The following is a 24,905-nucleotide window of genomic DNA, read 5'->3' on the forward strand; positions in this document are numbered from 1 at the left end:
TACTTTTCAGTGAGTCACTTATTCGTTGTTTGAATAAGATTTTTTACAAAATTGATAATGGTTTGAGTGCTTCCAATATTACTTTTAACATAGGTTAAAATCTTGTCAGAAACCTCTTTTCGTTTGTTGAAATCTTGATATAAACTGGTGAAAATACTTTCAAAAGTTTGAGTGTTATCAATTACCTGAGCACCTCCTATGGAAATTAAATCCATGGCCTCTTGGAATTTTGTATATACGTTATTTCCAAAGAAAATCGGAAGTCCAAACGTTGCTGCTTCGAGCGTATTATGTAAACCTTTACCATAAGCTCCTCCAATCCAAGCATAATCGGCGTATTGATAAAGCGATGAAAGCATTCCTATATTATCGATAAATAGTACTTCGGCGTTACTCAGTTCTTTACCATTCATAGCTTCAGAATAGCGAATATTTGGCTTTTTGAGCTGTTTTTGCCACTGTACTATTTCCTCTGGGTGAATTTCGTGTGGCGCAATGATTACCTTTAAAGGATGTGCAAAGCTATTGATAAGAGGACAAATTACCTCAAAATCTTGTTGCCAGCATGAGCCAACAATTAAAGTTTGAGTATCGTTTTTAAACTGTTCTGCAATAGGAATTACTCTTTTGTTTTGAGCAATTTGAGTAACTCGATCAAAGCGGGTATCGCCTGCGATACTTACATTTTCTTGAATTTGAATACCTGCCAAAAGAGAAGCCGACTTTTCATTTTGTACAAAAATATGACTTAACAATCGTAAAATACTACGATTGAATTCACCATAAGATTTAAAGTAAACCTGATTTTCTCTAAATATAGTCGAAAATGAAATACTTGGAATGTTGGCTTGTTTGAGACAATTCAGGTAGTTATACCAAAACTCATACTTTACAAAGAATGCCACCGTGGGATTAATAAGTTCCAAAAAGCGCTTAGCATTACTTGGAGTATCGGCTGGAAGGTAACAAATAAAATCTGCCCCTTCGTAATTTTTTCTAATCTCGTATCCAGAAGGGGAGAAGAAGGTTAGTAATATGTGATGATTGGGAAATTCTTTTTTGTAAGCTTCAATCACAGGACGACCTTGCTCGAATTCCCCCAAACTTGCACAATGAAACCATGCAATAGAAAGTGGGCTTTGTGATTTTTGACGAGCTTGTGTTAGTTGATATTCGAGTTTTTCGAAAAGTCCCTCTCGACCCTTGAGCCATAGCTGAGCCTTTTGATTGAAAGGACTTACCAGACGAATTAGCCATTGATACAGCTCAATCGATAAATTATATAGTACTTTTGCCAATGCGTTTTAGAATTGTATCATGAAATTTGAATCAAATTTACTAGGATTTCGTTTAGCAATAAAACAATTATAAAAGACAAACAACAAAAATACCATAATCCTTGATAGAAAAATGATAATTAGGTCATAGATAGGTTATCATTTTGGTATCAGTAACACATATTTTACCCCATGAACTGGAATCAATTAACCACAGTAGAGCAATTACAAGCCATTAAAGAAGAGTCATTTAATCAACCAGTGTTGATTTTTAAACATAGTACTCGTTGTTCAATTTCATCTACAGCCTTAAGTCGTGTTGAGCGTAATTGGAAACAAGAAGCGGTTGGCGAATTAAAGCCTTATTATTTGGATTTGATTGCTAATAGACCTATATCAAATGCTATCGTAGAAGAATTTGGAGTAGAGCATCAGTCGCCACAAGTGATTCTAATCAAGGACGGAGCAAGTGTGTATGATGCTTCACACTTTGATATTCGTTTTGAAGAAATTGCAGAAACAGTCTAACGATTTCGGATTGACGATTAGAAATTAAATGGCTTTTGAGTTTAATCTTTGCAAATCGCTGACATCAGAAATTATAAAGGCTACCTAATGCAAATAGGTAGCCTTTATAGTTTTTATACCAAAAATATTTGGGTAAAATGGATGAATTTCTTTGAAAATTAGGCAAGTATGCCCTAAGAATACTTTCTAATAACGGCTACACTGCTAACAAATAACATTCATTTACCTATAGCCACTGAATATCAATTACTTGTTCAACCTCTGGATGAAGGCTCAACGATACAGGGCATTTGTGAGCTGTATTTTCTAATTTTTTAATATGTGCATCGTCCAAGGCAACATTTGTCTTCATTTTCAGGTTAATCTCTAAGCGAGCGATTCTGCGCGGAGGTGTTTGAGACATAATTTTGGTAACCTCAACCTCCGAGCCAGCTAATTCAATACCATCTCTTTGGGCAACGATTGCCATCGTTGTAAGCATACAAGTCCCCGTGGCAGTAGCTACCAAGTCGGTTGGAGAAAATGCTTCGCCTTTGCCCATGTTGTCGGTAGGAGCATCGGTAATGAGCTGATTGCCTGATTGTAAGTGAGTAGACTCTGTACGAAGTTCTCCAAGGTAAGTTGTTTTTACTGTGGGCATATTAATAGAGTTGTTATGATGATTGTAAGAAAAAGGTAATTTTAATTGAAAATAACCAAGCTCCAAAATAAATTGCTTTATATTTCGTATTGCTTAAGAAGCATTGGCTTTTGTTTTTCTTGAATACAAAGGTCAATATTTGTATTACCGAAATTTCCTGTTTACTTTTCCTAAAATTACTCAAAAACCTTGATTTTTGATGATTTTAGGCTAAAATGAAAAGTTTATCGTGAAAAAAACTACCCAATATTTAGCAATGAGTTTACTGTTGATGGCTTGGTCAAATTTGTCACAAGCGCAACGTAGAAATACTCCTGCCAACACAACAACAACAACAACAACAACAACCAAGTCTGCAGCGCCTAACCGTGCGCCTTCTGCCAAACCTAAAAAAGAGGTGGATGAAGAAAACTTTAACTCGATTTTCTCGGTGGGAATCACTACCAATACCAATTCTGGATTGTTGGGCGGTTTTATGGTACGCAAAGAAATCGTTATCGACAATGGTGCGGCACGTAGACAGATGCACTATTTCAACGTCGAATTGGTGAATGTAGATAATTACCAAGAAAGTACACTTCATGCTGGAGGCAACGGCTCAGGTTATGCTTATGGCAAAAAGAATTACTTGTTTGCTTTACGCCCGCAGTACGGTCGTGAAATAAGCTTGTTCCGAAAGTCTTCAGATGGAGGTATCAATGTCAACGGATTTATCGCTGCTGGACCAACACTTGGTTTCTTGAAGCCGTATTACGTAGATGTGTACTACGGAAGAGGCTATTTGGTAAGCGAACCTTATGATCCTAATGTTCATTCTATCAATAATATTGCTGGAAGTGGAGGCTTTTTTAAAGGATTTGGTAATATGAAATTTACACCAGGAATCAATATCAAAGCTGGTTTGAATTTTGAGCTAGATGCTTTCCGTCAGAGCAACATTAGCCTTGAAGTGGGCTTTTTAGCTGATATTTATAGCAAAAAGGTAGAAATTATGGCACTTTCTGATAATCAAAGTGTCTTTACTTCGGGATATTTGACAATTTTCTTCGGGGGTAAAAAGTAAGTTCGTATTTTTGCACATTGTTGAATCAAAAATAGGGTAGAGTTTGTTAGAAGTATAGATTACTTTTTCAACATACCTCAATTTATTGTAATGATAGAACTTCCAGTAGTAGCTCCTAGTGCTACCAAGCATAACAAAAAACCAGATTGGTTGAGAGTAAAATTGCCAATCGGTAAAGAATACGCAAAAGTTCGTAGTATTGTCGACGAATATAAGCTACATACCATCTGTCAATCAGGGAATTGTCCAAATATGGGCGAGTGTTGGGGAGCAGGTACGGCTACTTTTATGATTTTGGGTAATGTTTGTACTCGTTCATGTACATTTTGTGCGGTGGCTACTGGTCGTCCAAACGAATATGATGCTGATGAGCCACGCCGTGTAGCTGAGGCTATTAAGTTGATGGGAGTAAAGCACGCTGTTATTACTTCAGTAAACCGTGACGAATTGAAAGACCGTGGCGCTGAAATTTGGTATCAGACTGTAGTGCAGGTAAAACAAGAGTCTCCAACAACTACCATCGAAACGCTGATTCCAGATACTAAAGGTAATTGGGATGCCCTATATCGTATGATTGAAGGTGGACAAGAGGTGGTTTCGCATAACATGGAAACGGTTGAGCGCTTGTATCGCAATGTTCGTCCTCAGGCAAAATATGCGCGTAGTTTGGAACAAACTAAACGTACCAAAGAATTTGGTAAACGTACCAAAACTGGTATTATGTTAGGTTTGGGAGAAACTAAAGAAGAGGTTTTTAAAGCGATGGACGATTTAGTGGAAAATGGCTTAGACGTTTTGACTTTGGGACAATACTTACAACCAACTAAAATGCACCATGAGGTAATTGAGTGGATTCACCCAGATACTTTTGCCATGTATAAAGAAGAAGGTTTGAAAAGAGGTATCCAGTATGTTGAGTCGGGTGCATTGGTTCGTTCAAGCTATCATGCAGAAAGACATATCTAAGTATTAGTGCTGAATTATGAGTTGTGATTTTTTAATATTTCATGACTTTTATAGGTAATAACAATTGAACTATTGACCTAATTTTGATGGTTCAAGAACTAGATAAAATAGAAAAGCTTTACCTTCGGGTAAGGCTTTTTTTATTCATACTCCTGTAGTCAGCCAAGAAATATCTAAACAAAGCCACCTTCTTCAAGTTACTAAAAGAAAACGTTATCCATGAGTACAGCATCAGAATCCTATTCGTCAACGTATGATTTTATTATAGCAGGAGGAGGCTTGGCGGGTCTGTCGTTGGCTTATTATCTATCCCAATCTAGTTTAGAGAACGCTAAGATTCTAATTATTGACCAGTCAGAGAAAAAGGAAAATGATAAAACATGGTGCTTTTGGGAAGCTCAACCTAATGCCTTTGACGAAATTGTCAGACAAAAATGGAATGGCGTTTGGTTTCATGGAAGTAGAAATTTTAGTCAATTTTTACCCATTGACGAATACCAATATAAGCTAATTAGAAGTGCTGATTTTTACCAGTTTATTTATAAAGCTATTTCTCGAAAAAATAATATTAATATATTGATAGATAAAGTATTATCTGTAGAAAAAGATATTGATAATAAACCACAAGTTAAAACTGTAAAAGGTATCTATAAAGCCTCACAAATAGTTTTTGACAGTACTTTCCGTTCACCCTACACAGATACTCAATATAGCCAAATGCTTCAGCATTTTAAAGGTTGGGTTATCGAAACTGATGAGCCTTCCTTTGATGAAACCAAGCCTACCATGTTTGACTTTAATGTAGAACAGAACGATGAATGCCGATTCGTTTATGTATTACCTTATAGTAAAACCAAAGCCTTAGTTGAATATACTATTTTTTCAGATAATTTACTGGAGGACTCTGTCTACGACAATGAGTTAAAGGATTATATCACCCACCAGCTAAAAATAACTCATTACCGCATTGAGGAGGTAGAAAAAGGAGTAATTCCGATGTCTGATGAGCCTTGTATTCAAATACCAGATCATGGCATTGTTCGCATAGGTACGTCTGGGGGCTATGTGAAGGCGTCGACAGGATATAGTTTTACCCGTACTCAACGTATTTTGAAGAATCTTGTTCGAGATTTAGAGCGAGCAAAGGGCAATTTTGATTCTTTTGAAAAAGAAAAAAAGGCATGGCGGAAAGGTACATATATTCCCAATTGGAAAGCATTATTAGATAGTATTTTGCTAGATGTAATGCTCAAAAATCGCCATTCGTCAAAAGATATTTTTACTTGTTTGTTTAGTAAAAATCGACCAGTCCAAATTTTGAAGTTTTTGGACGAAGATACAAGTCTATTAGAAGACTTGGCTATAATGCATACTGTTCCGATAATTCCATTCTTAAAATCTGCATTTGTAGTTATATTTAGGAAAATAGGTAATTTTTTAAGATAATTTATCTATAATCTAGTAGTCAACTAAGCTAAATTGTCATTTAAAAATATTAGTTGTAGTTTTGTAATACAATTCTGACCCTTGGCTGTAAGCACTGAGCTAGATACAAGAATTTTGAGAGTTTTTCTTCTTATCCTTGTCGATAATTCTGCTAGTAGGCTTTTGTGCTTGGGTCAAATATTTCTGTAGAATTTCAAAAAAAAATAATTGTAGAAATGGCATATCTTTTCACCTCTGAGTCAGTTTCTGAAGGACACCCAGATAAAGTTGCTGACCAAATATCGGACGCCCTTATCGACCACTTCATGGCGTTTGACCCTTCATCAAAAGTAGCTTGCGAAACATTAGTAACCACAGGTCAAGTGATTTTGGCAGGTGAAGTAAATACTAACACTTACTTGGACGTTCAGAGTATTGCACGTGAAGTAATTCGTAAAATTGGTTATACAAAATCTGAATATATGTTCGAAGCAAATTCTTGTGGTATCCTTTCGGCTATTCACGAGCAATCTGCTGATATTAATCAAGGTGTTGATCGCAAGAACCCAGAAGAACAAGGTGCTGGTGACCAAGGTATGATGTTCGGTTATGCTACAAAAGAAACCGAAAACTATATGCCATTGGCATTGGATTTGGCTCACAAAATCTTGCAAGAGCTTTCTTACATCCGTAACAATGAGCCAGCTTTGATTGGTTATTTGCGCCCAGATGCTAAGTCACAAGTAACTATCGAATATTCTGATAACAACGAACCTCAAAGAATTGATACAATCGTAGTGTCTACTCAGCACGATGATTTTGATTCAGAAGAGGCAATGTTGGCAAAAATCAAAGAAGATATCATTGCTATTGTTGTTCCTCGCGTGAAAGCAAAATTGACTCCTGAGCTTCAAGCTTTGTTTAGCGATGAAATTACTTACCACATCAACCCAACAGGTAAATTTGTAATCGGTGGTCCTCACGGAGATACAGGTTTGACAGGTCGTAAAATCATTGTAGATACTTACGGTGGTAAAGGTGCTCACGGTGGTGGTGCATTCTCTGGTAAAGACCCTTCAAAAGTTGACCGTTCTGCTGCTTATGCTACTCGCCACATTGCGAAAAACTTGGTAGCTGCTGGTCTTTGTGACGAAGTATTGGTTCAAGTTTCTTATGCAATCGGTGTTGCTAAACCTTGTGGTTTGTATGTAAACACTTACGGTACTGCTAAAGTTGATTTGACTGACGGTGAAATCGCTCGCAAAGTAGAAGAAATTTTCGATATGCGTCCTTACTTCATCGAACAACGTTTGAAGTTGAGAAACCCTATCTATTCTGAAACTGCTGCTTACGGTCACATGGGTCGTAAAAATGAAGTTGTTACAAAAACGTTCAAGTCTCCAGATGGTAAAGTTGTAGAGAAAGAGGTAGAGTTATTTACTTGGGAAAAACTTGACTATGTAGATGCAGTAAAAGCTAAATTTGGTTTGGCTTAATACTTACATTTTCGATGAGGCTGTTTAAACTTTTTTGAAAATATATTTTATTGATTAATTCTTCGCTTTACTTTTTGTCTTGATACAAAAAGTAACAAAAAAATCAAGAATTTATAAACTCGCTGCGCTCAAACAGTATAAATTCATTGCTTACGCAAGCAATTTTATGAAAGTTTAAACATTTTCGATATTAAACATGAGTCATCCCGAATTTTGCATTGCGAAGTAGCACCAGAGCATATTTTGGATGGCAGTTCTCAATCGATAAATCGGTGTCAAAGCATTTTGGCACCGATTTCCTGTTCTATGGGCATATTGCCTGATGATTATCTTAATAATAGATGGCTAATTCCTGATGAGTTTCATCAAGAAGTCATAAATAAGCGTGACAATGGCTAATAATTTAAGGGTATTTTCGAAGAACCATAACCTAGGAGATTCAATAGCTAGCTCGGTTTTGGCGAATCTAAAAGCCTGTTCTACATTCCATCGGTGCATGTAGCTATGACATATTTCCCAAGCATCCTTAGCTGATTCTACAGGCAAGGAAGTTAATAAATATAGAGGTGATTGATGGTTTTTGGTATCTCTTACTATTACTAAAGACAAGTTAATATCTTCAAAACTAGGGTGTTGTACTTGAGCCCAAGCAATAGAAATGTTCTTGAGAATCTTTCTCTGAGAATCGAGAGCAATTTTTTTACTTCTGGCTTTAAAAGAGCGAGCTAGAAGATGGGTTTGCTTTTTACCTTTGGTTGAGTGTATAAGTAAATGATTCTTCTTCCATCGAACTAGGAAATCTTGCTTAAAGTGTGTAAACCGCAGCGGCGGCCGCCACTCGATAGTCCACTCATTAGCGTAACCACGGTCAAGTACATGCAGGATGCCTTTGCCTACTTGTTTTTGTAGTTTTTCTAGCATCCGAAAAATAATGTTTCGACCATATTCTTTGTATTTGCCTCTGGTAGTCCACCAACTCATCTGACATACACTTACAGACTCACCCAAAGCTGAGAGCAACGTACTTGTCCAATGATAACCAGGAACACAAATACGTTTATTAGGAGGAGAATAGTATCCTTTTTTAATCCTTGTTAGTCGTTTTGCTTTTGAGCTTTCTACACTACAAAGTCCCTCCAAAAACCAAGATTCAGCCTTTTCTAGCCGACTATCATCCCAAAGCATCAGCGGGCGTTTTCCTTGTTTTGCTAATGATTCAAGCCTTTTTCGAGTTTGATTAAAGAGAAAATTATCAATAATGGTAGATGTCCATTTTTTGGAGCGTAACAGATTACTGATGCGCTTTGTCCCAGCGGGAGCATGTGCAAAGCCACAAATGTATCCACCTAACTCGCTAAGTAATAGCCCCATAGAGTTGTGTCGATGTAATAAAATGGCAACTATTAAATCATAAAAAGTACGAACTAAACGCTTATCCAGAACAGAATCTAACGATAATTGGACATCTGAAAGATAAAGATCAAGTTTATGAAGAAGTAAATGAGAGAGTCTTGACTTACTGGATTTTATGTCATTATTTTGTAGAAATGCTTTATGCATAGAAACCTCCTGTTTGTTTGTGTTTGTCGTGATTCACAAAGTAAACAAGGAGGTTTCATTTTTAAAAATTTTCCCGAAAAATTCGGGATGACTCATGTTTTGTTATTAGTAGGTCAAAAAATTATCGATAGCTTTCTAATTTCATTAATGGTGTTTGTCCATTAAAAAGGGTTAATTCTCCACCGACGATATCAAAGCGATTAGCTTTGCCAAGTGCTTCAATAAAACGAGTTTCAGCTTGTAATTTATCGCAAGCCATTTTGGTACTTATAATTTGGCTGAAAGTAACGTTTGTGCCATTGGCCTCTAGGTCTCCTCTCAGTCTGTTGCAACCTCCTGTTCCTGAAAATCCTTTCAAATCTCTAGCAATTGTAAGATATGCTGACTTTGAATTAGTTCCTTCCCAAGCATTTCCAGTATAATAGGCAGACAAAATCCATTGTGATGCCAATGGAAGCTTTGGTAATTCGGGTTCTTGCTTAGATACTACTCTTACCAGTGTCCATTTGGTGTCAGGAGCATCGGCAGGAGGGTTTTTTAATTTAATTTCTTTTACCTTTATCTGATATTCAAACCCTTCAACAAACTTAAAACGGTCTATTGCACCTGAGTAGGTTTGCCATTCTTCTTCGGGACTATATTTTACTTGAAAACATTTGAGAAGTGCTACACCATTACAATCTACTTGATGTGGCGCAATCCACACAGATTTGTAATTGCCTCCTCCGCTTGAGCGACGCACTACACGAGTCACACGATGCTTACTACGTTTTGATTGATGTTTTTTACGGCGAGGACGTGCATCAACTAATAAGATGCTACTTAATAATAGCGATAAGGTTAAAATCCAATATTTCATGAAAATTTAATGGTTTAAAAAACCTTGTATCTTCACGATAGGGATGATACAAGGTTTTTGAAAGTAGTCGTATTTACGCAAATTAGTAAAACTCCTTTAGTTTATCGATAACAAATGGTAATTTTCGAGTCGTCTGGGTATAATATATTCAAGATGAGAGACAGTAAAATAAAAAAAAGAGGCTACCTTTTGGGGTAACCTCTTTTAGTTTTATCCTATTTCATCCAAATTAATGGGTAAAGTTCGAAGCCTTTTACCTGTCAAATTGAATATTGCATTACAAAGGGCTGGGGCGATAGGCGGTAAGCCTGGCTCGCCAACACCTCCTGGGTCTTCAGTGGAATCAATAATATGAATTTCCGTAGCTGGCATCTCGTTGATACGCATTACATTATATTCATGGAAATTAGTTTGTTCGGTAATGCCATCTTTGATTGTGATGCCATTTTTGATGGCAGCTGTCAATCCCATTACGATATTTCCTTCTGTTTGAGCTTTGATATTGTCAGGATTTACGGTCATACCACAGTCAATAACCGATACAACTTTTTCTACTTTAACTCCTTTCCCTTGTTTCGAAACCGTAATGGCATGAGCTACTATAGTACCAAACGAACGAGCGATAGCAATTCCAATAGCTTGATTGTTAGGGAGTTTCTGGTGGTAATTCGATTTTTTAGCTAAAGTTTGTAAAACTCTTGAAAAACGTGGTGAATCTGCTAACATTTCTAATCTAAATGCTAGTGGGTCAACTTGAGCAACATGTGCTAGTTCATCCATGAAAGATTCTTGTCCAAAAGCGGTAGTCGATGAATATACCGAGCGCCACCAAAGGATAGGAATATCTGTTTCTGCTAAGTTGAAAGAAAGCTTTCTATTGTTAATATCATAAGGACTATCTTCAAAGTTAGCTGTCTCGTGGGCCCAATCATCAGCTTTGTCCTTGAGCGGTACTCCAAATACCTGATGTTGAATAGAAGAGCCAACAATTTGGTGATGATGAGCCACTAAAGCACCTTTTTCATCAATAGCACCTTCTAATCTGTCGAGCATTCCCGGACGGAATGGCCCTTGGGTCATATCGTCTTCACGTGTCCAGATTACTTTAATTGGTGCGTTGAGTTGCTTAGAAATATGTGCAGCTTCCATCACGTAATCAAAATAGGCTTTTCTACCAAAAGCTCCACCCATAAATGGAACGTTGACCTTGACATTTTCAGGCTTAATTTTCAAATAAGCTGATAATTGCTGAATCAAACCATCAGGTCCTTGAATAGGAGCCCAGACTTCCACTTTGTCCCCTTGTACCCATACAGTTGCATTTTCTGGCTCGAGAGGGGCGTGTGCTAAGAAAGGAGTTTCATAAGAAGCCTCTAATTTCTTAGTTGCTTTTTGGAACGCACCTTTAAAATCACCTACTTTTTCTGGATAATCAATACCGTCATTTTGTGCCAATTGACGAAGATTAGCATAATAGGCGTCTGTCGAAATTTTGTTAGAGCCCTCAGCATCCCATTGAATTTTAAGAGCCTTTCTTGCTTTCAATGCTGCCCAATAGGTATCCGCTACAACAGCAACAGCTTCTACAGCACGATGAGGCATTTTGCGTTCGGTTTTTACGACCTTTTTCACGCCTTTCACCTTCATTGCCTCTGCGCTATCTATGCTTTTGACTTTGCCCAAAATCGTTGGAGAGCGTTGGATACTTGCATATAACATCCCTGGAACTTCAGCATCGATTCCAAAAACAGCAGTACCATTAATTTTAGAAGGAATCTCGGGTCTTGGTACAGATTTTCCTAAAAGTCTAAAATCTTTTGGAGCTTTTAGCTTGGGGTTTTGAGGTACTTCTAATTTTGAAGCTTCTTCTACCAACTCCCCGTAGGTATAAGACTTGCCAGAAGGCTTGTGATATACTTTACCTAACTGAGCGTAACAGTCCGTAGTAGGAACATTCCATTTTTTAGAAGCAGCCGTAATCAACATTTCTTTTACCGCTGCACCTGCTTTACGCATAGGTTGCCAACGTGTGCGAATAGAAGATGAACCACCTGATAACTGCGCACCATATTTACCTTGACCGTCGGTATTGCGGATTTGTACTTGAGATAAATCTACCTCCAGTTCTTCTGCCAACAATAGTGGTAAAGATTGATAAGTACCTTGCCCCATGTCTGGACGAGCATTGAAGAGAATAATCTGCCCGTCGTCATTAATTAAAATATAAGGGTTGAGTTCTAAACCCAATAATGAATTTGATGTATCAACTTTTGTGATAGTCGATGCTTGGCTTTCTTGCCAAGGTAACGAAAAGCCAATAGCCAATAAGGCACCAACTTTTCCCGTAGATTTTAAAAAGTCTCTACGATTTGAAGAATCCTGTGATTTAGTCATGACGGTTTACGAAAGTTTAAGATAGACGTGAGAATTTTAGAATGTTTTTGGATAAACCTCAAAGATTCGTTATTTGCCCGTCGAGTTACCAGAATCTTTCATCAACTCTGCTGCATGATGAATTGCTTTACGGATACGTGGGTAAGTGCCACAACGACAAATATTACCTGACATAGCCTCATCAATATCTGAATCGCTTGGATTAGGATTAGTTTTTAGTAAAGCCACCGCCGACATGATTTGTCCTGATTGGCAATAACCGCACTGAGGTACTTGTGCTTCAATCCAAGCTTTTTGTACTGCGTGGTCGGTATTGTTAGAAATACCCTCAATCGTAGTGATTTTGTTTGTAGTCTTTACTGTAGAAACTGGCGTTGAGCAAGACCGAATTGGTTGTCCGTCTAAATGAACAGTACAAGCACCACAAAGTGCCATTCCACAGCCAAACTTAGTTCCTTTCAAACCCACATAATCACGAATCACCCACAAGAGAGGAGTGTCGGGGTCTGCATCTACAGTATATTTTTTGCCATTTACGGTAAGATTGTACTTTGCCATGATATGCGAAAGTTTAGGAGTTGATTAGTATCTGGAAGCATTATCTCTAAAAGAGAACCAAGAAAATAGTTTTGAATAAAAGTGCTTTCTTGATTTTCAAATAGACCTTATTTATATAAAAATACAATTCTTACTTACTTTGTTCAAATTTTTTAGATGAAAGGTAGCGGATTCCAGATTGCGGATGTTTGATTGAGGATTTGTTACAATATTTCAAAACAAGAGTCATCCCGAATTTTGGGAAAAAGTACACAAAGGCTAGGTGTTTATTTACTGTTTATGAAAAAAGGCGGTCGAAATGAGTTTTTCGACCGCCTTTTTTCATGCTATATTTCAACATGATATCTCTTTAGACGCAAAGTATTGCTAAAATCCATACTAAAAATAATCACACATGCGCTCAATCTCTAAATTTAGAGTAGACTCATATTTGAAAACAATCACTCAATACTACCATTCGGGTGTGACACCCCCACGAACTCTCGAATTGAGAGAAATACGTATAATAGGAGTGATTCTTGAGGTTGGAGTATCTTTGGTAAATGTGCCATTTTCGAGTCTGTAGCCAAATTCTAAACGGAAAATACGAGCAATGCCATCGATACCATAACCAAATTCAGCATAGTGAAAATTCTTGTTGGCAGTGTACATATAGTTGGCAAAAAACTCCTCACGTAAAGCTAGCTTTCGAGCGATATTTAATCTTGAAACCAAAAACTTACGCATACCCACCATGGTCATAATATCGATATAAGCTCCGTTGGTCGAGTACAAAAATGGGTCAATAAATTTCTTACTCGCTCCCCAAATATAGTTGTCATAAAAACCAACCAATCTATGTGTTGTAAGCATATTTCCAATCGAAATCATATTGTTATTTCCATTAAAATGCTTGTAGTCGGCAAAGGTCATATTCTTTACGTCGAAAAATGTACCTGCTTGAGCGATATAATTGAAATTGGTATTTAACGAAATTGGGAAGTTATGTGTAATACCTAATTCAACGGTATGGAAGTCAATGTCTGTATTAAGAACTTCGCTGAATGCACCACGATATTTGAACATAATTAATGGCGACGAAGACAAATCGACCATTCGGATATTGTTACGATATTGCTTTTTGAGCGTAGGGCGATAGTTTACCTGAAAACTGACCGAAAAAGCGGTATTGGTCTTAAATTCTGTATTACCAATTTCTTTATTTTCTGGGTTATTAGGCAAATATGGCGTATTCTGGAAGTTAATCCAGTAATAATTGGTAGTGTTTTCTAAAGGGAATCTTCGAGCCCATTCTGCCGAACCACGAATAGCAAAAGTATTCGAAATACGTTCTACTAAGTTGAAATTGATAAACTCTTTCTCGTAAATTTTTACGTAGTTTTTCTTCAACAACAATGTTGATAACGAGTTTAGGTCGAATGCTATGGGTGTATCTACATTATATTGTGATACGAATTTCCCGCCAGTTACACTTATATCATCTTGCTGGGTTTTCCAACGAAGTTTTAGTGTTCCTGAAGACTTATTTAAGTTGTAGGAATATCGCCAAGTGGGGTCTATTTCGAACCAATCATAGCGAGCTTTTCTAAAACGGTATAAAGCGCCTGTATTTTGAACGAACCCTTCGACAGTATTGAAGTTGAAGTCTAAAACAGGAGATTTATAGTAAATTTCATGAGGGTAAAAACCTCTTGTGTTATCTCCCCAAAAATATGAGCGACTAAATAAAACACTTCCGATACCAAACTTAAGATTGGTTTGACGATAGGTAGAATACTCGTCAGGTTGTGGAGGCAATGTTGATTTTGAAATAGCCGAAATAGAAAGATGAGGAAGATAGGTTTTTGTTTGGTAAGATTTTTTCAGATTATCCCACCATTCTTGTGATTGTGATTCAGGTAAGACTTCTAAGTTTACGTTATCATATCTTTTTAGTCCAGTACCAATATTAGCATCACTCCAAGTGTTTTCCAGATTAGAGCCAAGCGTTCCCATGACTTGTTTAAACTGCTGAACTTCAAAGTTACGTTCTTGGATATTATAAACTTCACGAAATTGGTGTTCCGCAGGTCTTACAATGGGGTCAATATTTCCTAGTTGATAATTCCAAACGCGTGCTACGTATTGGTATTCACCCTGAAACCCCATGAGCTTACCAGTGGTAGATATTTGATATTTTTGAGGAAGAACCACAGATTGAACAGATTCAAAATCTATTTCAAAATGATACTGAATAGCATAATGATTGACCGAAACATCTAGTCCGACAATCCAGCCTTCGTCTTTGGACAAAGCAATTTTTCCAGAAAATACCTTTTCGTCATTATTGTGTCTGGGTGTAATTTCAAACCAATCAGCTTCTTTTCCAGCCAGAAATGTGTTGCCAATCCACTTGAAATCATAATAGTGAAAGGCCTTAGGCGAGAGTGGCGAAATAGCTTTGGGTCCTACTTCGGCCTTATAGAAATTGGGATTTACAAACTTGTCGGCACGTGCTTCTGCATGGTAATTGTTGCGAGCTGCCTTAAAATCAAACACATAGCTATAGGCAGAATCTACCCGAAACTTACCATAAGACTCGGATTGATATGCTAAATTTCCCTCTATACCTTCTTTTTTTAGAAGACCTTTCCAAATACTTGGAATTCGATTCCATTTACCAGTATTTTGAATAAAAATTTCAGCAGAAAAATTAGCCTGTTTTTTGTCATGCTGATTAGCAAACAAAATAGCTTTTTCTATAGCTTGATGAGCATATAATGAAGAATCAGTGGTATTGATTTGAAAGGCATTAGCAGTATAAACTTGGCAGCATATAGATAATAGTAATATCAGTGGCCGAATGAATTCTTTAAACATAAGGACTTGCAAAGCAAGGCTTTGCCTCAATGGTTGATATGGAGCGTATCTCCAAAATTTAATAAACGGAAAATTACCCTCTTTTAGTTTTGTTTGTCTGAAAAAAATGTGATATTTAATCTAAAAGAAAATTTAAGCAAAAAGGCTTATTTTTTCATGAAATAATACCATTACTCTTAACCTAGGACTAAATTACTAAATAAAAAAAGTCAAAGCAAATTTAAGTACTTCTTCGATAGTGGCCAATGAGAAAGCTCATAACAGGAACAAATTCTAATCTAAGATTAATGTCAGTCTCCCGATTGAAAGTAAAATAATAAGTAATTTTGTGCGTTCGATTTTTATTTAGATTCTTTCCAAACTGTTCGGACAAACTAACACTTTGTTGTTAGTGAACAATTAACCTTAAAAAACCAACAACCACATGCAAAGCACTCAGTTAAGCCTTATCGTTAAGAAACTGACCGAGTTTTACGGCACTGAATTTAACAATTTCACATATCAGTCACCGCTATCACCGACCCGAACCTACGCTAAGGATAGCATTTATGATTTTGTGAATGACCTTATCCAAGAAGCCAGAAAACAACAGTTTTTAGTCGTCGAAAACTACGCAGACGCCAAAGAGTTCCACGTTCTAATCGAGCAAAGCTCTCATCCAATTATATTTTTTGATGATTCTCATGGAGAGATTAGACCAGTTTTAGCATCCAGAAAGCTTAAAGATGATGCGCCTTTCTTTTGGCGTATTTTGGATAACGAAACAGAGGCTATTGCTTCGTCTTCCTCTTTTAGACCAGCCACTGTCTCAAAAGCTCCCGACAAATCGAATAACGGAAAGGTTAGATTTTTGAAGGTCTTTCCCCTCGAAAACATTTCGGAGGCTAATGCCTTCGAGCAGTTATCTCCTGTACAGAGGCTGTTTAATATGCTTCGTAAGGAGAAAAAAGATATTACCACTATCTATATTTACGCCATTGTAGTGGGTATCATTAGCCTAACCTTGCCACTTGGTATTCAGGCCATTATCGGGCTTATATCTGGAGGTCTTTTCTTTAGTTCTGTTTATGTCTTAGTAGGTGTCGTAATACTTGGAATTGTCTTTTCGGGTATCCTACAAATTTACCAACAAACGCTCGTCGAAATTCTTCAAAGAAGAGTTTTTGCCAAAGCTGCCTTCGAGTTTACCTATCGTATCCCTAGAGTCAAATCTGAATCCTTATTAGGGGTCTACGCACCAGAGTTAATGAATCGTTTTTTTGACATTCTCAATGTTCAAAAAGCACTTCCCAAAGTACTTATCGACGTTACAGCAGCCGTAATCCAAATTTTGTTTGGAGTTATCTTGCTATCGCTTTATCACCCTTACTTCATTGCATTTGGGGCTATTATGGTCATTGTTGTATCATTGGTAGTCTATTACAATGCACCCAAAGGACTCGAATCTAGCTTGATTGAATCAAAGTATAAATATAAAGTAGCGCAATGGCTTGAAGATATTGCTCGTACGTTATATGCTTTCAAATCGGCTGGTTCTACCAATTTGCCTATGCAACGCATGGATTATTTGGTTAATAACTATCTCAAATACCGTAAAAAACATTTCAATGTATTGTTAATACTTTTTGGGAATGCGGTATTCTTCAAAGCATTTATTACAGGTTTGCTCCTGATTTTGGGGACAGCCTTAGTTATTGACAGACAAATTACGCTTGGGCAGTTTGTGGCCTCTGAGATTATCATTGTACTAGTAGTAAACTCTGTCGAAAAATTGATTGGTAGTATCGAAACTGTATTTGATTTGCTAACAGCCGTTGAAAAAATGGGTACAGTTACCGACCTTCCTCTAGAGCGCCAAACGGGCTTAAACTACGATTTTAACCAGCACACAGAAGGAATGGCTATCAAGTTGCAAAACTTGAGTTATAAATATCCAGATGGAAATAAGAAGGTTTTGAAAAACCTGAATTTGGATGTTCAGCCCAACGAAAGCATCTGTATCACTGGTACCAATGGTTCGGGAAAAGAAACGTTGCTCAAAATCTTATCTGCTATTTTTACTGAATACGAAGGCTCAGTGTCTTATAATGGTATTTCTATTCGTGACCTCAACCTTAACGCAGTTCGTGATGCTATCGAGCGTAATCTTGCAATAGACTTGATTTTTGATGGTTCGTTAATAGATAACGTAGTTATGGGGCGCAAAAACATCACTTTCGAAGATTTGCAATGGGCGCTCCAAAGCCTCAATATGCAGGACATAATCGCTGAGTTGCCAGACGGACTCAGTACCCAAATGATTGCAGGAGGCAAGCGTTTTTCAGAAAGCTTTATAGCCAAAGTATCGGTGGCGAGATGCGTAGTCGAAAAACCAAAGTTGTTGATGATTACCGACATCTATCGCGAGCTACACAAGGCCGAACGTATGAAATGTATCTCGTTTTTGACCGACAAACAAAATCCTTGGACTTTACTCACTATCTCAAACGACCCAATGGTTATGGCAGCTTGCGATAGGGTTTTAGTAATGAACGAAGGTGAAATCGTATTGGACGGGCCATTTGATGAGCTTATGAAAAACGATAAGTTTATGTCATTGGTGGATTAGTTGTTGAACAGGAGGCTTTGAGCCAAAACAATTATTTCAAACGTAATTTTAAGAATTTACTCATGTTAAATATATCAAAACAAAAAGTTCACGACCGTGTTCATGAGGAGTTTGATTTATACTCTCTCAACACTTTACATACGCCACGGTCAGCGGTCATCTTAAAAAGATGGCTTATCGGAATTGGGGTTGTTTTGTTGCTTATTATGTTTTTGCCTTGGCAACAAAACATCAATGGAAAAGGCGATATTACAGCGCTTACACCCAAAGACCGCCCGCAAAATATTCAAAATATCATTGCAGGTCGAATCGAAAAATGGCTAGTTACAGAAGGTGACTTTGTCGAAAAAGGCGATACGATTTTAGTGGTTTCCGAAATCAAGGACGACTATTTTGATAAAAACCTTTCAGTAAGATTACAGGAGCAACTTGCTGCCAAAAAATCTGCTATCGAAAGTTATCATGTCAAAGTAAAAGCCCTTGAATCGCAAATTGTGGCTTTGCAACAAAACCAACAATTTAGTTTACAAAAAGCTAAAAATAAGGTAAAACAAAATCAAGCCAAAGTAGTGTCGGATAGTACCGATATGTTGGCAGAACAAGTACAAGTCAATATTGCTCAGGTGCGTTATGATCGTGGCGAAGACCAATACAAAAATGGCGGAATTGTATCGTTGAGCGAACTAGAATCTCGTAAGCTCAAATTGCAAGAAACAAAAGCAAAGTATGTTTCGGTACAAAATAAATTGTTGGTTTCTCGTCAAGAGCTCATCAATGCCCGTATCGAACTGAACTCTGTAAATGCAGAATATGCGGAGAAAATCTCAAAGGCTGAATCTGATAAAAGCACAGCCTTGTCGTCAGTAGCTACTGGAGAGTACGAATTGTCGCAATTACAAAACAAAATCTCCAATGTAGATTATCGCCTAGGACAATATGTTGTTCGTGCCCCACAAGATGGCTTTGTGGTAAAAGCCTTGAAAGCAGGTATTGGCGAAACCATCAAAGAAGGGGAGTCTATCTGTACACTTCAGCCGTCTAATCCAGATACAGCAGTGGAACTTTATGTAAAAGCCATGGACGTACCACTTATCCAAGAAGGTCGTGAGGTGCGCTTGCAGTTTGAAGGTTGGCCAGCTTTGGTGTTTTCAGGGTGGCCGTCTACTTCGGTAGGTACTTTTGGCGGTATAGTAAAAGTTATCGACCGAGTAGATAGCAAAGGTGGCGAATACCGTATGTTGGTAGTTCCGAAAAAAGGTGAGGGGCCATGGCCAAAACAACTTCGTATGGGGTCGGGTGTAGTAGGCTGGGTTATGCTCGACAATGTACCTATTTGGTACGAAGTGTGGCGTCAGCTCAATGCCTTCCCTGCAAATTTGAAGAACGAACCAGAAGAAAAGAAACCAGAAAAACTCGCTAAAAAAGAAGATAAAAAATGATAAAGATGCAGAATAACACACATAATGGTGCTTTTCTTGTCAAACCTTTCTTTTTTATTCTTGTACTCTGTAGCCTTACTGGCTTTAGTGTATCTGCTCAGACAGTATTTAGTTTTGAGGATTTTAAAAGTTTGGTGCTTAAAAATCACCCAACGGTAAAGCAAGCCGATTTGTATCTGCGCGATGCCGACACCGAAATTATGCAAGCCAAAGGTCAGTTTGATCCTAAACTTAGCTCCACGCTCGACCGCAAGGCTTTGGGTGGGAGTGAGTATTATAATCGTTGGGAAAATGCCTTGAAAGTGCCTGTTTGGACAGGTACAGATTTAAAATTAGGGTATGAAAATCGTACAGGTAAAAAACTTTTACCCGAAGAATCGCCCGAATTATTAGTCGCAGGAATAACAGTACCTATTGGGCAAGGCATGATTATCGACGCACGTCGTACAACCTTGAAACAAGCACAATTGGCAAAAACAATTTCTGAAGCAGAACGATTGAAGTTAATAAACAAAACCGTGTTATCTGCCTCAAAAGCCTATTGGGAATGGTGGTTTAGCTATCAGCAATTACAGTTTATTCAAGAAGGTTTGAATTTGGCCAATACTCGATATATAGCGACCAAAGAACGTGCTACCATTGGCGAGCAAGCTGCGATTGATTCTGTAGAAGCCAAAATTACTTTACAAGACCGTCAGGTAGCGTTAGAACAAGCGTATGTCGAATTACAGAATACTCGTTTGGCTCTTTCCAATTATTTGTGGGACATCAACGAAAACCCATTGGAATTACCTGAGGGAGCTATTCCCCCTAAAATTCCGACTCGAAAACTCGACGAGGTAACCTTACAGAATCTAGTTACTCAAGCAAAAGTACAACACCCTGAAATTGTAAAATTGGATGTCAAAATCAAACAATTGGGCTTAGAAGAAAAACTAAGAAAGGAGTTGTTGAAGCCGCAGTTGAATTTCAATTTTAACTTTATTACCAAAACGCTTAATAGCAATTATGGTCCAGAAGGCGGTATCTCTTTTGATAATCATAAAATGGGTGTTGAATTTGTGATGCCAATTTTTTTACGAAAAGAGAGAGGTAAATTAGAGCAAGTACGTATTAAGCAATTGTCGACGGGTTTTGAATATAATTTGGCAAAAAGAGAAGTAGTCAACGATATTTATGCCGCTTACAACGATGTAAAAAACCTCGAACGCCAGCTTTCTATTCAGCAGCAGGCAACTAGTAATCAGGAACTTTTACTAAAGGCAGAACAACGTAAGTTCGAAATAGGCGAAAGTACACTTTTCCTAATCAACTCCCGTGAAAGTAAGTTTATCGACATGAAAGTCAAAGTTGAATCTTTGCGAAGCAAATATGAAAAAGCCCTCGCAAGTTTAGCGTACTACTCAGGTTTAAGTGAATTATAACTCTTAGCCCTACAGTTTAAGCTGTGGGGCATTTTTTTTGCCTTGCATTTATTCTAGTACTTTTGTGGTATGAACGCTCCTTTATTTAGCCCCGAAGAAATCCAGTTTATACAAGAACATCTCAACGACGAGCCCAGCAAGCTAATGTTGCAGGCGCGTCGTTATCCACATTTGCCCATAGCCAAGTTGGTTCAACAAATTCAAGCTCGTCAGAAAGCCCAACACAAATTGCCCGATTGGTATGCCAACGCCAAGTTAGTGTTTCCTGCAAACCTTTCGGTAGAGCAATGTTCGTCGCAAGTAACAGCACAATTCAAAGCAAGTTTGATTCATGGCGAAAGCTTAGCCGATTTGACTGGCGGAATGGGAGTTGATACGGCTTATTTGGCACAAGGTTTTCAAAAAGCTTTTCATTTTGAGCAAAACCAAGAGCTTCAAGAGATAGTGGCGTACAATTTTGAGCAATTGGGATTAAATCAAATAGCCTTTGTTCTTGGTAATTCAATGGATTGGCTCAATGCACAGGACGCTTCTCAAACGCATTTTTCATGGATATACCTCGACCCGCATCGTCGTGATGAAGCAGGAGGGAAGGTTTTTGCCTTGAGCGATTGTGAACCCGATGTGGTGAAATATCAAGATTTGCTTTTTCAATTTTCTGAAAATATTCTGATTAAAGCATCTCCTATGCTCGACCTCGACCAGTCTATTCGAGAATTGAAGTGTATTAAACAGATTTGGGTAATTTCGGTAGATAACGAAGTGAAGGAGGTTCTTTTTCACTTGAAATCAAACCATACCGACGCTCCACTGATAACTTGTGTGGCTTTATATAAAAATCAGGATACTCAAACTTTGAGTTTTTACAAAGAAGAAGAAGCGCAAATTGCTCCGAGTATTGGTCAGCCCGCTCGTTATTTATACGAACCAAGTGTAGCCTTGCTAAAAGCAGGTGCATTTAAACTTCCTTGCGAGCATTTTCATTTACAAAAAATAGCACCACATAGTCATTTATATACTTCAGAAGTTTTTCAGCCTGATTTTATGGGACGTTCTTTTGAGATTTTGGCGGTTTGCAAACTAGATAAAAAAGCGATTACTCCATTTATTTCTAATAATCAGGCAAATATTACTATCAGGAATTTTCCTTTAACAGTAAAACAGATAAGAGAGAAACTAAAAATACAAGAAGGAGGGAATACCTATCTTTTTGCTACGACCGATGCTCAGGGACAAAAAATTGTGATAGTTTGTCAAAAGGTGACTTCCTAAAGCGATATAAGTCTTATAGCTACCAAATACTCAAATAGTTGCTTGAAATCAAACCGAATAAGCACTAAATTCGTTGGTAAGACACAATCAAAATTTTCGAAATCATGAAAAAACTTCTCATCTTATCTATTCTATTAATTATTGGCAAATCGGCATTTAGTCAGGTTTTTACTGGAACTCTCGAAGTTGACCGTGCCAATAAAGAAGGCTTATACACAACGGTATCAGTCGATGAAAAATATGTAAAAGAATCTTGGGCTCAAGAATTAGCCAAATACGGTCGTGTCGAAGATGGTCGTAGTGGAGTTTATCGTATTACAGGAGCTAATATTCCAAGCATTTCGAGCCTTCCATTGATGGTAGTCAGTAGAGTATTTTATGATAAAGGCCGTACCAAAATATTTGTTTCTTTTGGATTCGAAGACCAAATCTATATCAATGGAGGACATTCTCAATATCCTCAAGCCGAAAAGTTTCTGAATAACTTCGTGGACCTTATTACTCAACAAGAAAATGTAAGGATTCAGCAAAAAGCTTTGGATGATATAAATGACAAGCAAAAGAAATTTGCTAAAACAGGAGATAAACTTGTAAAATCGATTGAAGATAACAAAAAGGAAAAGGAACGTTTGTTAAGAAAAATTGAAGAAAATGGTGTAGCTCTAGAAAAACTCCTTTCGGATGTAGAACAAAATAAGAAAGATCAAATCAAAATTCAGGAGGAAGTTGCCAATCAGCAAAAGAAATTAGAAGAAGCCAGAACAAAATTGCCAAAATAAATAACCCCAAAAACTCCTAATCAAGTCTGTTTTGATTAGGAGTTTTTTTTGTGACCCATCCAAAAATTCCATTTAGCCTTCTAAAACTGCCGTCCGTTTATTTTCGTCTTGATAATTCTAGGTCTCCACATAACTTTCGAACATCAAACAAGGCAAAACAGCTACAATATCCCAATAATTAACTAAATTAGGCTGTAACCTTTGATTTGAAACTAGCATCAAACCTCGTAACAATTAATACTTACTATCATGAACGAAAGACTTTATCGCAATCCTTCAAAAGCTACTTTGGGGGGTGTTTGTGCAGGACTCGCAGAAAGATTCGGAATAGAAACTGTTATTATTCAATTAATATTTTTCTTCGGAACAGTATTATCACATGGCTTCTTCTTTTGGATGTACATCATCCTTTGGATAGCCTTACCAGTCAAAAATACTTGGGATACTACCGTAAACGATGCCACTGCTTTCAACTTTAATAAACCTGACATGAAAAAAGAATCGAATAAAATTTGGGGTGCCGTACTTATCGGCCTTGGCTTAATCTTCTTCTTGGACGAATGGATTCCGAGCTTTGATATGCATAAATTATGGCCTTTGGTGCTCATCGGTGTAGGTGGTTATATCATCTTCAAGGATAGAAAATCAAATGGCAATAACGACAATTACGGTCAATTCTAATCTTCAAAACCTTTAAGCCATGAATTCAAAAAATATATTTGCAGGAGGTTTTCTAATTTTATTAGGTATCCTCTTCCTCGGAAAAGAATATGGGTGGTTTCATATCCACTGGCACGATATTGCTCGAATGTGGCCACTGCTGTTGATATACATGGGCTTGATGGCCTTTGTTGGCAAGACCAGTCGCTCTGCTACGGTTATTTCGATTGTAATGATGGCAATTTTTATCCCTCTGGTATTGGTCAAAAGCTGTGTCGATGATGTAAAGTCAGAAGTTTTTGATGGCGATAGAGATTTTCATTTTCGTTTTGACGATAATGACAGTCATGACAATGATAACAACGATAACAATGACAACGATAACGATGATAAGTCTTCTTATGGAACAGGAGGTAAACAGCATATCATTGAGCCGATGAACTCATCCATCAAAACTGCTAATTTTGAGTTAAATGGCGGTGCCGCTGAGTTTATCATCGACGGAGGAACTTCTGAATTAGTTGAAGCTGATGCTGATTTAGATTTTGGTAAAATCTCATTGGGAAAAACAGGAGAAGGTGATAATCCTAATGTCAATTTTAAACTTTCTGGTAAAAAAGAGGGTATCAATTTTGACAGCGATCGTCACAATAAAGTTGACTTGAAATTTAATCCCAATGTGCTTTGGAACATGAAGTTTGAATTTGGTGCAGGTAAAGCGGATTTCGATTTGTCTACGTATCGTATCAAACAGTTGGACATCAAAACAGGTGTAACCAAAACCGACATCAAATTAGGTGATTTGGCTGACAATATGATTGTGAACGTAGAATCTGGACTTACTTCAATTGAATTTGAAGTTCCGCAAGGTGTAGGTTGTCGTATCAAAGTGGATGGAGGATTAAACTCGAAAAACTTCGATGGGTTTACCAAAAGAGGAGACTATTGGGAATCACCAAATTATGATAAAGCAAGCAAAAAAATCTTAATTAATTTTGAAGGTGGTTTACAAGACTTAAAAGTGAAAAGATACTAAGTATTACTGATGTCAGATTTTTGATATAAATAGAAAGGAGCTCTCATTGATTTGAAGAGCTC

General features: G+C 37.5%; 19 protein-coding genes. 12 read left to right on the plus strand and 7 right to left on the minus strand.

Annotated elements, in window-relative coordinates:
* Positions 1–14: 14 nt before the first annotated feature.
* The gene (locus QM491_RS04930; protein ID WP_283326146.1) at positions 15–1,298 is read right to left on the minus strand and encodes a 3-deoxy-D-manno-octulosonic acid transferase; all 1,284 of its coding nucleotides are present in this window, start codon (positions 1,296–1,298) and stop codon (positions 15–17) included.
* A 171-nt stretch (positions 1,299–1,469) separates the two neighbouring features.
* Here QM491_RS04930 and ytxJ point away from each other — a divergent pair, with 171 nt between their 5' ends.
* Positions 1,470–1,805, plus strand: a complete 336-nt coding sequence (gene ytxJ, locus QM491_RS04935) for a bacillithiol system redox-active protein YtxJ (RefSeq protein WP_283326148.1) — start codon at positions 1,470–1,472, stop codon at positions 1,803–1,805.
* A gap of 226 nt (positions 1,806–2,031) precedes the next feature.
* Here ytxJ and QM491_RS04940 read toward each other — a convergent pair whose 3' ends face one another.
* The gene (locus QM491_RS04940) at positions 2,032–2,445 is read right to left on the minus strand and encodes an OsmC family protein (RefSeq protein ID WP_283326149.1); all 414 of its coding nucleotides are present in this window, start codon (positions 2,443–2,445) and stop codon (positions 2,032–2,034) included.
* Between the two features lie 229 nt (positions 2,446–2,674).
* Between QM491_RS04940 and QM491_RS04945 the strand changes: the two genes are divergently transcribed.
* The 4 genes from QM491_RS04945 (at position 2,675) to metK (ending at position 7,395) form a co-directional block, all read left to right on the plus strand.
* Positions 2,675–3,508 carry a hypothetical protein gene (locus QM491_RS04945; protein ID WP_283326150.1) on the plus strand — a complete coding sequence of 278 codons (834 nt, stop codon included), beginning with the start codon at positions 2,675–2,677 and terminating at the stop codon, positions 3,506–3,508.
* A 90-nt stretch (positions 3,509–3,598) separates the two neighbouring features.
* Positions 3,599–4,474, plus strand: a complete 876-nt coding sequence (gene lipA / locus QM491_RS04950) for a lipoyl synthase (RefSeq protein WP_166551307.1) — start codon at positions 3,599–3,601, stop codon at positions 4,472–4,474.
* A 219-nt stretch (positions 4,475–4,693) separates the two neighbouring features.
* The gene (locus QM491_RS04955; RefSeq protein WP_283326151.1) at positions 4,694–5,920 is read left to right on the plus strand and encodes a lycopene cyclase family protein; all 1,227 of its coding nucleotides are present in this window, start codon (positions 4,694–4,696) and stop codon (positions 5,918–5,920) included.
* A 215-nt stretch (positions 5,921–6,135) separates the two neighbouring features.
* Positions 6,136–7,395 (plus strand): methionine adenosyltransferase, encoded by a 1,260-nt coding sequence (gene metK / locus QM491_RS04960; protein WP_283326152.1) that lies wholly within the window; start codon positions 6,136–6,138, stop codon positions 7,393–7,395.
* A gap of 345 nt (positions 7,396–7,740) precedes the next feature.
* On the opposite strand, the gene QM491_RS04965 is transcribed toward metK, so the two are convergent.
* From QM491_RS04965 to QM491_RS04985, 5 genes are all read right to left on the minus strand, one after another.
* Complete coding sequence (locus tag QM491_RS04965) at positions 7,741–8,955, minus strand: hypothetical protein (RefSeq protein ID WP_283326153.1); 1,215 nt, start codon at positions 8,953–8,955, stop codon at positions 7,741–7,743.
* A gap of 121 nt (positions 8,956–9,076) precedes the next feature.
* On the minus strand, positions 9,077–9,814 hold the full coding sequence (locus tag QM491_RS04970) for a DUF4377 domain-containing protein (RefSeq protein ID WP_283326154.1): 738 nt from the start codon (positions 9,812–9,814) through the stop codon (positions 9,077–9,079).
* 210 nt (positions 9,815–10,024) lie between these two features.
* The gene (locus tag QM491_RS04975) at positions 10,025–12,208 is read right to left on the minus strand and encodes a xanthine dehydrogenase family protein molybdopterin-binding subunit (protein ID WP_283326155.1); all 2,184 of its coding nucleotides are present in this window, start codon (positions 12,206–12,208) and stop codon (positions 10,025–10,027) included.
* A gap of 69 nt (positions 12,209–12,277) precedes the next feature.
* Positions 12,278–12,766: a (2Fe-2S)-binding protein gene (locus tag QM491_RS04980; protein WP_283326157.1), complete on the minus strand. Its 489-nt coding sequence runs from the start codon at positions 12,764–12,766 to the stop codon at positions 12,278–12,280.
* 450 nt (positions 12,767–13,216) lie between these two features.
* A complete protein-coding gene (locus tag QM491_RS04985; protein WP_283326158.1) occupies positions 13,217–15,625 on the minus strand; it encodes a DUF5686 family protein in 2,409 nt (802 codons plus the stop codon).
* A gap of 424 nt (positions 15,626–16,049) precedes the next feature.
* Here QM491_RS04985 and QM491_RS04990 point away from each other — a divergent pair, with 424 nt between their 5' ends.
* The 7 genes from QM491_RS04990 (at position 16,050) to QM491_RS05020 (ending at position 24,843) form a co-directional block, all read left to right on the plus strand.
* Complete coding sequence (locus QM491_RS04990) at positions 16,050–18,233, plus strand: peptidase domain-containing ABC transporter (RefSeq protein WP_283326159.1); 2,184 nt, start codon at positions 16,050–16,052, stop codon at positions 18,231–18,233.
* A 62-nt stretch (positions 18,234–18,295) separates the two neighbouring features.
* Complete coding sequence (locus QM491_RS04995) at positions 18,296–19,672, plus strand: HlyD family secretion protein (RefSeq protein WP_283326160.1); 1,377 nt, start codon at positions 18,296–18,298, stop codon at positions 19,670–19,672.
* 5 nt (positions 19,673–19,677) lie between these two features.
* Entirely contained in the window at positions 19,678–21,096 is a 1,419-nt protein-coding gene (locus QM491_RS05000; RefSeq protein ID WP_283326162.1) for a TolC family protein, read from the plus strand.
* A gap of 69 nt (positions 21,097–21,165) precedes the next feature.
* Positions 21,166–22,368: a THUMP-like domain-containing protein gene (locus QM491_RS05005; RefSeq protein WP_283326164.1), complete on the plus strand. Its 1,203-nt coding sequence runs from the start codon at positions 21,166–21,168 to the stop codon at positions 22,366–22,368.
* A gap of 104 nt (positions 22,369–22,472) precedes the next feature.
* Complete coding sequence (locus tag QM491_RS05010) at positions 22,473–23,147, plus strand: hypothetical protein (protein ID WP_283326165.1); 675 nt, start codon at positions 22,473–22,475, stop codon at positions 23,145–23,147.
* Positions 23,148–23,396: 249 nt separating this feature from the next.
* Positions 23,397–23,828, plus strand: a complete 432-nt coding sequence (locus QM491_RS05015) for a PspC domain-containing protein (protein ID WP_166553581.1) — start codon at positions 23,397–23,399, stop codon at positions 23,826–23,828.
* Positions 23,829–23,847: 19 nt separating this feature from the next.
* Positions 23,848–24,843, plus strand: coding sequence for a toast rack family protein (locus QM491_RS05020; protein ID WP_283326167.1), 996 nt, complete (start codon positions 23,848–23,850; stop codon positions 24,841–24,843).
* The last annotated feature ends 62 nt before the right edge of the window (positions 24,844–24,905 follow it).

Origin of the sequence: Flectobacillus longus (assembly GCF_030056705.1) — a bacterium.
Classification (GTDB): Bacteria; Bacteroidota; Bacteroidia; order Cytophagales; family Spirosomataceae; genus Flectobacillus; species Flectobacillus longus.